The following is a 10,609-nucleotide window of genomic DNA, read 5'->3' as shown; positions in this document are numbered from 1 at the left end:
CGAATCCGGCCCCCGCAACCAACAATTAAGCCAGCCAGTGAGCTGGTTTTTTTGTGCCTGAAGTTAACAGCGTATGTCGACCCCACAATCATTTACCCTATAAAATTCCCGTTTCCTCTCCCTGACACCCGTGATATTCCGCGTTACCATGGTTTGCCTTAGTGTTGATTGGCGGTTTTTCATGGCAAAACGTATCTTTATCACCGGCGGTGCCCGTCGTTTAGGTAAAACGTTAACAGAGCATTTTTTGAATGAAGGCTGGGCGGTTGTTGCGCATTTTAATACCAGCAGCGAGCTTGAAGAGCACCCCAATCTGGCACTTCTGCGAGCTGATTTATCCAACCCCGAAGACATTGCGCGTCTCTGTCAGGAGCTGCCAGTGCATGGGCCGTTCGATGCTGTGATTCACAATGCCTCCTGTTTTGTCCCGGACAGCGCTGCCTCTGATCTCGCAAGCCATGTCGCGCAACATCAGAATGTTCACGTTACTGCCCCCGTGATGATCACGGAGGCCATCGCTGAATGCTGGGCTGACAGCGCCTGCATGATCAGTATCAGTGATATTTATGCTGAAATTCCGAATCAACGCTTCTCTGTCTATTGCGCCGCGAAGGCCGGTTTGCAGAACTGGTCGTTGAGCATGGCGCAACGCCTGGCGGGGCGTGTGCGGGTGAATGTCATTCAGCCGGGGCCAGTACAGTTCTTACCAGAGCACGATGAAGCATACCGACAGCGGGTGCTGTCGCAGTCTTTGATTGGCGAAGAGCTGGGTTACGGTGCGATCGTCGACGCCTGCGACTATCTGATTAAAGCGCAGGCGGTCACTGGATCAGTTACCCGTGTTGATGGCGGCCGCTTCGTTGCTAACCGCTACGATCAGACGTTTTCTGCCTGATTCCAGGTCTCATAGACTTCACGGTAATAACTTTCTTCTGGTGGTGTCTGCTTCAGCGCAGTAGCACCGCTGTCCGCTTCCTGCAGAATATCAATATCTATGGTGCGGTCCCGTGTCTTTCGTGCTGGTGATTTCGGTTCCCGGCCCAGCTGCTCCTCAATCCGTTGCAGGCGCTGTTTCAGCATGGGGGCTGGCAGGTTGCACTCGAGAATAATGAGCTGGTTGCCAAAGGTGTGTGAGAAGGTTTCTCCAACCGGCTCGGTAAAGACTGCAGGTGACTGTTCGACGATGTCGCCAACGTGGTGAAGAGCTTCGACTGCCATAGAGAGATGCTCTCTGGGTTCAATATTACTGCCAAGCCCCAACAGAAAATATGCCATACAGTTCACGAGTCCTAATAAAAATGTCGTAGTTGTAGCGTCAGCTACTTTTACTGCGCGTACAAACGCGCTATCAATATGGCAAACATAATAACAACATGGAAGGGCATAGATATGTCTGGCTGGATGCCATATTTCATTGCGGTGTTGCTGATACTTGGCGGCATGCTTCCTGTCTGGGCCGCTACGCAGCGAAATGAGATGCCACCTCAGTTGATGTTGGCGAAGCGTTTTCAGGGCGCAGAGGCGCTGCCTTTATACGGTGTGAGTGAGAAGTATGATGGCGTCCGTGCATTTTGGGATGGCATCTCGCTCGTTACCCGCAGTGGCCGGGTGATCGACGCGCCAGATTGGTTTCTGGCGCAGTTGCCGGGTGAACCCATGGATGGCGAATTATGGCTGGGCTACGGGCGGTTTTCTGAAGTCAGTGGACTTATTCGTCGTAACGACAGCGATATCAGCCCGCTGTGGCAGGAGGTCCGGTATATGGTGTTTGACCTGCCTGAATTGGGCGGGACCTTCGATGAACGTTATCAGGCGCTGATTGATCTGATTGGTGAGCCCTCGCAGGGGACGGCCGATGAGAATCTTCAGGTGGTAGAACAGTTAAAAGTGTCTTCTGAGAGCGAACTGGATGCCCTGTTGCAGTCGGTACTGGATCGTGGAGGCGAGGGATTAATGCTGCATCGCTGGGATAGTTTTTATTTTTCCGGGCGCAGTAGTGATCTTTTAAAAGTAACGCCATTAGAAGATGCCGAAGCCATTGTGACCGGCTATGAGCCCGGGCAGGGGCGATTGAAGGGCATGATGGGAGCCCTCAGAGTGCGCCTGCAAAATGGCCGCGAAATGCTGCTGGGTACCGGTTTCTCGGATGCTGAGCGGCAGTCACCGCCGGCACTTGGCACTCGTGTCCGTTTTACCTTTCGCGGCCTTACGGCTGATGGCTTGCCTCGTTTTGCCAGTTTTGATCGTGTTCGCCCGCCCGAGTAAACTGGGCGCTTTCTTTCATATCGGAGATTCTGATGTCGCGCCAGGTGCCGCAAATTCGAGTCCGGCAAGCAGATACTGAGCAGACTCTTCCTGACCTCCACCCCGTGTTATCCCGTGTGTACCAGAGTCGCGGCATCGCGAACCCTGATGATCTGAATCTGCAGTTGGCAGGCCTTATTCCTTACCATGAAATGCTGGGTATTGATGAGGCGGTCTCTGCCCTTATGCCGGTTGTCACTGAAGGGAAACGCCTGCTTGTAGTGGGGGATTTTGATGCAGACGGTGCGACCAGTACGGCGGTGGCTTTGAGAGCACTCAGTATGATGGGTGCTCAGAACCTGGATTATCTGGTGCCCAACCGGTTTGATTTCGGGTATGGCCTGTCGCCTGAACTGGTAGAGGTAGCAATTGAGCGACGCCCGGATCTGATTATGACCGTCGATAATGGCATTGCGTCGGTGAGCGGTGTGGCAGCGGCAAACGCAGCAGGTATCCCGGTCGTGGTGACAGACCATCACCTGCCCGGTGACGAGTTGCCTGAGGCGCTCGCGATTGTAAATCCGAATCAGCGTGGCTGTAAGTTCCCATCAAAAGCGGCCTGTGGCTGCACCGTTGTTTTTTATCTGATGCTAGCCTTGCGGGCGCGCTTAGCCGAGTCAGGCTGGTTTGATAAGACAGCGACGGGCCAGTCTCCCAATCTTGCTGCACTGATTGATCTGGTTGCTCTTGCAACGGTGGCTGATGTGGTGCCTCTTGATAAAAATAACCGTATTCTGGTCGAGCAGGGGCTGCGCCGTATTCGTGCCGGAAAGTGCCAGCCAGGCATCCTCGCTTTGCTGCAGACCGCAAAGCGGGACCATAGACAATTGGTGTCGACCGATCTTGGCTTTGCTGTTGGCCCGAGAATCAATGCAGCCGGGCGGCTTGATGATATGTCATTGGGCATAGAATGCCTGCTGACCGACGATTTTAACCGGGCTATGGACATCGCTACCGAGCTGGACGCTTTTAACCGGGATCGTCGACAGATTGAGCAAGCAATGCAGGGAGAAGCACTCGCCTTACTTGAGCGGATGGATACCAGTCCGGCAGAAGGATATGGTGTTTGCCTTTATCACCCGGAATGGCACCAGGGGGTGATTGGTATTCTGGCGTCCCGAATCAAGGAGCGCCTGCATCGCCCGGTGATTGCCTTTGCCCGTGGAGAGGGCGGCGAAATAAAAGGCTCTGCCCGTTCGATCAGTGGTTTGCATATTCGTGATGCGCTGGATCGTGTGGACCGGTTGGCACCGGGAATTATCGTGAAGTTTGGCGGCCATGCTATGGCTGCTGGACTGACGCTGACAGAAGGCACCTTTGAACGCTTTGCTTCGCTATTTGATGATGTGTGCAAAGCTATGCTTAGCGACGACGCTTTACAGCAGACATTGGAAACGGATGGCACGCTTGTAGCTGCCGATTTTAATATGACACTTGCTGAAGCTCTGCGTCTGGGAGGCCCGTGGGGGCAGGCATTTCCTGAACCTCAGTTTTCAGGGGGTTTTCGCTTGATTCAGCAGCGTGTGGTCGGTGGCAATCATCTGAAGCTCGTGCTTCAGCCGGACGGAACAGACCAGGCGATTGATGCTATCTGGTTCGGAATTGACTCATCGGTCTGGCCAGACCACTCGCGGGAAAAGGTGACCTGCGTTTATCAGCTCGACATTAACGAGTTTCGTGGTGAACGGAACCTGCAACTCAGGGTTGTTCACATGGAGTGAATCAACCGAACTATTAAGTCACACCTTCAGGGAGGAAGGTATGAAGTATTGCTTAGTCGTATGTTTGATTGCTTTACCCGCCACTGCCGAGATATATCAGTGGCGAGACCCGCAGGGGCAGTTGCATTTTTCAGATCGTGCGCCTGAAAATACAGAGCACACTCAGGCGGATTTAACGCCTATCAGCACGTACGAGGCCGTGATTCCTGATATTCAGGATGACTCTGACGCTCGACGGGCCCGCAACGAATCGAGGCTTGCTGAGAAGAAGAAACAACGTCTTGCCAGCGAGAGAGCAGCAAGGCAATCGCAGGCACGAGAGAAAAAATGCCGACAGGCGCGCCAGGATTACCGCTCAGGCGAAGGCCGCTACCGGTCTCAGCCTGGCCTCGATGACCTTAAAAAAGCCCGCCGCCGCATTGATGCCATTAATGAGCGGATAAAGGCTTTTTGCTATTAAGCGTCCTCAGACTGGCTTTGCCGTGTAACTGTCTGTGTCAGGAGTGAGGGCACGACGGTTAAAGATTGTTACTGCCCGGCAGAAGCGTTTGTTTTACCTGACTTTTCATACGTTTTACCTCACAGCCCGCTTGTCCGCCTGACGGGTTGCTAACCTCAGAATGTAAGTGTGTCTGACTGAGGTTGTGGTGATGAAATCAGCTCTGCTGATTATGGCGGCGATTCTGATCAGTGGGGGTCTGTATTTTCTGATGACCCCGGGTAACCACATGCACATTACATTGGTTGGAAACACCAGTGGTGTCATGGCGGCCCGTGATCAGAAAATGCTGTCATTAATTGAAGCCAGATTCCGCGCTTACGAGTCGGATTTAGGAATAGCCTTCTCATTTTCGTATCTTGATGCCAGCGTACCCACAGATCAGCTGGCGGCGGAATTTAAGCGCATTACGGATGAAGCCAGCCCCGACCTGGTCATTGGTTGCGGAGACTCATTCTGCCTCCGCCAGGTTTTACCTGTGGTCGAGTCAGGCAATCTCACATTTTTGTATCCCGGAGCGTCAGAAGGCCTGTTTGACAGCGCGTCTTTAGTGCATCTGGGCCCGGTTCCCAATCAGTTTCTTTTTCCATCCCTGAGCTGGGTTCGGCAGCACCTCGGGGATACCGTTATGTATCTCGGTGGGGAAGATATCCGTTCACGGATGTTAGGGCGCATGTTGCGTCAGCACCTGTTGCCTGTTTCTGGGATTAATATGGTGACAGAGGAGTACCTTGGCACCTATGAGCAGATGCCGTCGATATTAGAAAAAATCAGAGATTATCAGCCTGATGTTCTCTTATTCGATGCCTGTGACTGGCTGAATCATCCGGATTTCGCGAGCGTACTTACTAAGGCCAATATCCGTATATTTTCGCTCTGTACAGATACCCGCCAGCCTGTCGCTAATAATTACTATTTCGTAAGCCATTACTTTGATCATCCGCATAATCAGGCAAATGTAGAGTTTAAGAGCTTTATCGCTGAACGTGAAAACCGACCGGATGCGCTGAACGCAATGGCTGTTGGTGCAGCAGATCTGGTGATCTCGCTACTACGAGAAAGAAGCATGACCGCGGCAGAGATCAGTTACGCGCTGCGTGGCCGAAACCTTCTGAGCGCGGCCGGCTCACTCGCTGTTGACGTGAACGAAGAAGGTACATGGCACACTCTTTTTATCGGTCAAAGTAACCGTGGTGAGGCAAGGCTGCTATGGATGTCGGACGCTAAACTTCGCCCCGAAATGTTTCCCGGAAGTGAAGGGCCATCCGACTGGCTTCATCACGTTACTATTTACTGGAGAAATAATCGCGGACGCTACCGGGCAGGGAGCATTGGGGGTAAAGCATGGCTGTAACCCCAAAAAAATTCTCTGTAAAGAATCTGGTCGATTCTGCGAAAAATTACGAATTCCCAAGTATGCGTGGCCGGTTGCTTACCTGGATGATGATAACGGCATTGATTCCCGCTATTTTCCTTGTACTGATCGGCCTTACCTATGCTGAAAAGCAACTGGAAAAACGTGCTCTCGCTGATCTGAGTGCGGCATCGAAGCGACTGCATCACGACATCAGTCTGGTTGTTAATTCTCCACTGGAAACCGTCAGAGTCTTTTCGCGATCACCCTACCTGCATCAGGCATTGAAGGATTTCTCATCCGTGTTTGATAAGGATGAACTGTATTCCACGGACTATCAGGATATGCAGGATAAATACTGGGCCTATTTTTCTCTATATGCTGAGAAAAACCGTTTACGTGATTTGCTGATACTTAACCATCAGGGCGAGGTCGTGTTTTCAGCGGTACAAAGCGACGCGTACGGTGCTGACATTAAACACGTAGACTACACAGGAACCGGTATACAGGCAGCCTACAAGAAAGCGCTCTGGAAGATGGACTCCGCCATTGCCTTTTCTTCATCTGAAGCGGACGAGAATACCTTCGCTTTTCTTGCAGCTCCCGTCGTTGGGGATCGATTATTAGGCGTCATTATATTGATACCTGAGCCAGCTGAATTAGAGCGGCTTCTCTCTATACACAGCCACAGCGGGCAACTTGTTAATCTCTATTCCGAAAAAAAATCCGTAGGCTACCGCTCATTGTTTAAGGGAGATGTCATAGACCGAACTTCAGGTCTCGGCAAGCGATTATCGGGTGCCATGTTGGGGACGGACTTCAGCGGCGAACTGGATTTCTGGGAAGGCGACTGGTTGGTCAGTATACGTTCGGTTCCGGTACTGCAGTCGGTTCTTGTGCAGCGCCGTGATAAAGATGTCGTATTAGAGTCAGTCAGAGAATTAAGGTACGGAGGGTGGGGCATTACTCTGGTTGTATTGCTTCTTACCTTCGTATTGTCACGGCGCTTGTCTCATAACCTTGCTGCTCCGGTGTTTACCCTGACTCAGAGTATCGAACGTATATCGGAGGGCGATCGTGAAGTCTCTGTTGATGTGAACAGAAAAGATGAACTGGGTAAACTGGCCCAGCAGTTCAATGAAATGGCGGTCTCTCTGAGAGATACGCAAGCGCAGCTGGTGCAGACTGAGAAGATGGCCTCAATCGGGCATCTGGCGGCTGGTGTTGCACACGAAATTAATAATCCCATGAGTGTTGTCACCGCCAACATGACAACTATGAAAGAGTACGCTGCGACTTACGTAAAGCTAGCCGATCTCTTCTCCCGTTATCTCGAATCAGCGAGTGAGGACGCCTCTGAACGACAGGGTATTCTTGATGAACTGCAGTCGTTTGAGAAAGAAGAGGATATTGGCTTTGTTCATCAGGATATGAAAGCGCTGCTTCAGGATTCCCAGCTTGGCTTGTCACGGGTCCAGCATATTGTCAGCAGCCTGAAACTTTTTTCTGAGCTGGATAAATCGGAAGAGGAAGACATTGACCTGAAAGAAACTCTGGAGCAGGTAGTCAGTGATGTGGCGCCATCACAAACGCGTCAGGTAGAGATTACTTACGATATTGAACTGGACAGCAAAGTCCGGGTCAAACCCGAGCAGATGCGGAGAGTGTTCTCCGCAGTAATAGATAATGCCATCAGGGCGTGTGTCGATAAGGGCAGCCTGCGAATTAAAGCCTGTCGTCAGGACTCAGTGCTGATTATTGATTTTCAGGACACTGGATGTGGCATGGCACCGGATCAGGTGAGTCAGGTGCTGGATCCCTTCTACACAACACGTGAGGTTGGAGAAGGGATCGGTCTGGGACTGTCGGTCGCGCACTCTATCGTTGAAGCTCATGCCGGGACACTCAGTGTTGTCAGCAAAGAGGGTCGTGGTACCCGGGTTCGGATAGCCTTGCCTGAGCGCTGAGATCTGCGTCTGGATTTATCGCTCCTGCGCTTTTATAGTGGCTTGGTGGATACCCTGACTGGCGACCAACGGAGTGCAGACATGCTGTCGTTACTTGCAAGATTACTTAAAGCCCTCAATTCGGAGGCAGCTCCAGGACAGGTAGCTTTCGGCTTTGCGCTGGCTATGATCCCGGGGTTTACCCCGCTATTTTCCCTGATTAATCTCGTTGTATTACTCATCGCGTGCATTCTGAGAATTAACTTCAGTGCCTTTTTGCTCGGCATTGTTGTGTTCTCCGCCATCGGCTATTTCCTCGACCCTCTCTCAGCTGATGTAGGGGAGTACCTGTTAACTCTGCCATCGCTCACTGATACCTGGACACAGTTTTACCAGAACGACTGGATGAGGGTTTCTTCCTTTAATAACACGGTCGCGATGGGTGGGCTGGTTATTTCAGTTTTACTACTGGTTCCAGTGACTCTGATCAGCCGTATTCTTATCCTGCAATACCGTAAGCGTGTTCTGAACTGGGTTAATCGTTTGAAAATTGTTCAGGCGCTTAAAGCCACTAAATTCTGGTCTATCTACACCAAGTTTGCGGAGTACTCATGACTAAATGGATTCGCTGGTCAGGTCTGGCTGGTTTTCTTGCGGTAGTCGGGCTGATTGCCGCGCTATTTATTTTCCTGCTGCCTTTTCTGATCAAGTCAGGTATTGAATTTGCGGGCACCAAACTGGCGGGTGCCAAAGTCACTCTGGACGATGCCGATGTGACACTATCTCCGCTGGGTGTTCGCCTCGAAGGGCTGCAGGTGGCAGACGCACGTGCTCCTATGATGAACCTGATGGAGTTTGATGAAGCTGTCGCTGACCTTGAATTAGCGCCCCTCATTGTCGGTAAGGCGATCAGTAATGAGCTGTCTGTTTCTAACCTGAGGTTCCACACTGAGCGCGAAAGCAGTGGTGCAATAGAGGTCGCAGAGTCGGAATCAGAAGGTGATGAATCGCCTTCTCTGAAGGAAAAGGCCTCTGAGGCTCTTCCTTCTGTCGATGAGGTGTTGGCAAAAGAAACGTTAAGCACGCCTGATGCGGGCGAGGCTCTGAAAGCTGCCTGGAACGAAAATAGCCAACTGATCGATGACGCCTTCGATAAAGTGCCGGACGACAGCTCTATAGCTCAGTATGAAGAGCAGATTCAGGCGATAACGTCTGGACGTCTGGAGTCTATCGAGGATTTTCGCGAACGCAAGCGACAGCTTGATGAGCTGAAAGAGCAATTTAAACAGGACCGCGATGCGGTGAGGGATGCCAGAGACGTCGTTCGCTCTGCGAAAACAGAAGTGTCCGCTAAACTCACCGAGCTTCGTCAGGCCCCGTCTGAAGACCTTGCCTATCTCAAGGATAAGTATCAGCTGAGTGGTTCTGGCGTTTCTAATATTACAGGGTTGCTGTTTGGTGATGACGCCGCTAATTGGGCGCGTGAGGCTCTGTATTGGTATGAAAAAGTCAAACCTTACCTGGAGTCAGACGACGGTGCAGAGGCTGATAGCGAGAAAGATGAAAAAGCACCGCGTCTGGCTGGACGTTTCATACACTTTCCGAGTGACGATCCGTGGCCTGATTTCATGATCCGCACTGCGCGACTGACAGGCCCATTTGATGGTGGTCAGTTGGTCATTTCGGGCAGGGATATTACGCACCAGCAAACAGTGACGGGTCGACCGACCGTATTTACTGCGACGGGAGAAGGGTTGCAGAAAATTGGGGATCTGGATGGTCGCCTGGTGCTGAACCATACCGTGGGCAACGCAACAGATACGCTGACTCTTGCAATCAGCGACTGGAAAATGGCTTCTCTTAATCTTGGTGTTGCTGGTGCCAGACTGGACTCGTCTCGTGTTCAGCTGGATGCAACGGCAGAAGTGGTTCGGGGCGAGCTGGATGCTGATCTCGATGCGAACGTGACCCAGGCGAACTTTACGGGTGAAGGCCAGACCCTGTTTGCCCGTGAACTGAACGCGGCGCTTCAGGGAATTAATAACTTTACTGTGAATGCGGGTGTTACCGGCACCCTTAAGAACCCTGACATTGCTTTCGGTTCTGATCTGGATCGCCAGATAAACAGCGCGATCAGCAAGCGCATCCGGGCCAAGCAAGATGAGTTCGAGCAGAAGCTGAAAAATCGTCTTAATGAGAAGATGTCAGAATATGCAGGTGATTATGCTGAGGAATTACAGCAGTTAGCCGCGATGGAAGGTTCGCTTGATGATAAACTCAGTGCCTTAAAAGACCTCGCTTCGACTGAGCTTGAAGATTTTAAAGCACAGCAAGAGCGTGAAGCCCGCGAAAAACTCGAAGCTGAAAAAGCAGCTGCCGAAGAAAAAGCGCGGAAAGAGGCGGAAGCAAGGAAGCAGGAACTGAAAGATCAAGCGAAAGACAAACTAAAGAACCTATTCTGATGCAGACCCGATTACTAACACCTGAAGAATTTAAAGCCACACATTTTTCCCCTGCGCGGGTGGAAGACAGCACGCCCACCCCGGATTTCTGGATCTATGTTCAGGCGATACCGGCTGAGCACTTTGGCATATTTGATTGCCGTGAAGGGCAGGTGACCCATGTATATCGAATGGGTAACGAATTCGAACACGTCTTGATCAACAGCCAGTATCAGGGTGTGGCAATGGTCATCGTGGTCGACCTGGGCAGCAAATCTGTGCACGGACACTACCTGCTGGATGTAAACCCTCCAGGGACTCAGACCTCGGAAGAAAATACCTGA

General features: G+C 51.6%; 10 protein-coding genes. 9 read left to right on the top strand and 1 reads right to left on the bottom strand.

Annotation, left to right across the window (positions count from 1 at the left end):
• The first annotated feature begins 181 nt into the window (after positions 1-181).
• Positions 182-895, top strand: coding sequence for an SDR family oxidoreductase (locus B2067_RS15890; RefSeq protein WP_297533196.1), 714 nt, complete (start codon positions 182-184; stop codon positions 893-895).
• On the opposite strand, the gene folK is transcribed toward B2067_RS15890, so the two are convergent.
• A complete protein-coding gene (gene folK, locus B2067_RS15885) occupies positions 877-1,275 on the bottom strand; it encodes a 2-amino-4-hydroxy-6-hydroxymethyldihydropteridine diphosphokinase (RefSeq protein WP_297533195.1) in 399 nt (132 codons plus the stop codon). The genes B2067_RS15890 and folK overlap by 19 nt on opposite strands.
• 114 nt (positions 1,276-1,389) lie before the next feature.
• Here folK and B2067_RS15880 point away from each other — a divergent pair, with 114 nt between their 5' ends.
• The 8 genes from B2067_RS15880 (at position 1,390) to B2067_RS15845 (ending at position 10,609) form a co-directional block, all read left to right on the top strand.
• On the top strand, positions 1,390-2,265 hold the full coding sequence (locus B2067_RS15880) for a DNA ligase (RefSeq protein WP_301389105.1): 876 nt from the start codon (positions 1,390-1,392) through the stop codon (positions 2,263-2,265).
• A 32-nt stretch (positions 2,266-2,297) separates the two neighbouring features.
• On the top strand, positions 2,298-4,025 hold the full coding sequence (gene recJ / locus B2067_RS15875; RefSeq protein ID WP_301389104.1) for a single-stranded-DNA-specific exonuclease RecJ: 1,728 nt from the start codon (positions 2,298-2,300) through the stop codon (positions 4,023-4,025).
• 40 nt (positions 4,026-4,065) lie between these two features.
• Positions 4,066-4,485: a DUF4124 domain-containing protein gene (locus B2067_RS15870; RefSeq protein WP_301389103.1), complete on the top strand. Its 420-nt coding sequence runs from the start codon at positions 4,066-4,068 to the stop codon at positions 4,483-4,485.
• 190 nt (positions 4,486-4,675) lie between these two features.
• Complete coding sequence (locus B2067_RS15865; RefSeq protein WP_301389101.1) at positions 4,676-5,878, top strand: transporter substrate-binding protein; 1,203 nt, start codon at positions 4,676-4,678, stop codon at positions 5,876-5,878.
• Positions 5,869-7,845 (top strand): sensor histidine kinase, encoded by a 1,977-nt coding sequence (locus tag B2067_RS15860; RefSeq protein ID WP_301389100.1) that lies wholly within the window; start codon positions 5,869-5,871, stop codon positions 7,843-7,845. Before B2067_RS15865 ends, B2067_RS15860 begins: the two co-directional genes overlap by 10 nt.
• 81 nt (positions 7,846-7,926) lie before the next feature.
• Positions 7,927-8,439 carry a TIGR03546 family protein gene (locus B2067_RS15855; RefSeq protein WP_297533191.1) on the top strand — a complete coding sequence of 171 codons (513 nt, stop codon included), beginning with the start codon at positions 7,927-7,929 and terminating at the stop codon, positions 8,437-8,439.
• Positions 8,436-10,286: a TIGR03545 family protein gene (locus B2067_RS15850; protein ID WP_301389099.1), complete on the top strand. Its 1,851-nt coding sequence runs from the start codon at positions 8,436-8,438 to the stop codon at positions 10,284-10,286. The genes B2067_RS15855 and B2067_RS15850 overlap by 4 nt, the downstream gene beginning before the upstream one ends.
• Positions 10,286-10,609, top strand: a complete 324-nt coding sequence (locus B2067_RS15845; protein WP_301389098.1) for a hypothetical protein — start codon at positions 10,286-10,288, stop codon at positions 10,607-10,609. Before B2067_RS15850 ends, B2067_RS15845 begins: the two co-directional genes overlap by 1 nt.

This window comes from Thalassolituus sp. UBA2590 (assembly GCF_002339775.1).
GTDB lineage: Bacteria > Pseudomonadota > Gammaproteobacteria > Pseudomonadales > Oceanobacteraceae > Thalassolituus.
Note: the sequence above shows the minus strand (reverse complement) of the source record. Positions and strands in the feature narration are given on the sequence as shown.

Bases quoted from the DNA above. Each gene is read 5' to 3' on its own strand.
- B2067_RS15855 (WP_297533191.1), top strand. From the start codon at position 7,927: ATGCTGTCGTTACTTGCAAGATTACTTAAAGCCCTCAATTCGGAGGCA.
- folK (WP_297533195.1), bottom strand. From the start codon at position 1,275: ATGGCATATTTTCTGTTGGGGCTTGGCAGTAATATTGAACCCAGAGAG.
- recJ (WP_301389104.1), top strand. From the start codon at position 2,298: ATGTCGCGCCAGGTGCCGCAAATTCGAGTCCGGCAAGCAGATACTGAG.
- B2067_RS15845 (WP_301389098.1), top strand. From the start codon at position 10,286: ATGCAGACCCGATTACTAACACCTGAAGAATTTAAAGCCACACATTTT.
- B2067_RS15850 (WP_301389099.1), top strand. From the start codon at position 8,436: ATGACTAAATGGATTCGCTGGTCAGGTCTGGCTGGTTTTCTTGCGGTA.
- B2067_RS15880 (WP_301389105.1), top strand. From the start codon at position 1,390: ATGTCTGGCTGGATGCCATATTTCATTGCGGTGTTGCTGATACTTGGC.
- B2067_RS15865 (WP_301389101.1), top strand. From the start codon at position 4,676: ATGAAATCAGCTCTGCTGATTATGGCGGCGATTCTGATCAGTGGGGGT.
- B2067_RS15870 (WP_301389103.1), top strand. From the start codon at position 4,066: ATGAAGTATTGCTTAGTCGTATGTTTGATTGCTTTACCCGCCACTGCC.
- B2067_RS15860 (WP_301389100.1), top strand. From the start codon at position 5,869: ATGGCTGTAACCCCAAAAAAATTCTCTGTAAAGAATCTGGTCGATTCT.
- B2067_RS15890 (WP_297533196.1), top strand. From the start codon at position 182: ATGGCAAAACGTATCTTTATCACCGGCGGTGCCCGTCGTTTAGGTAAA.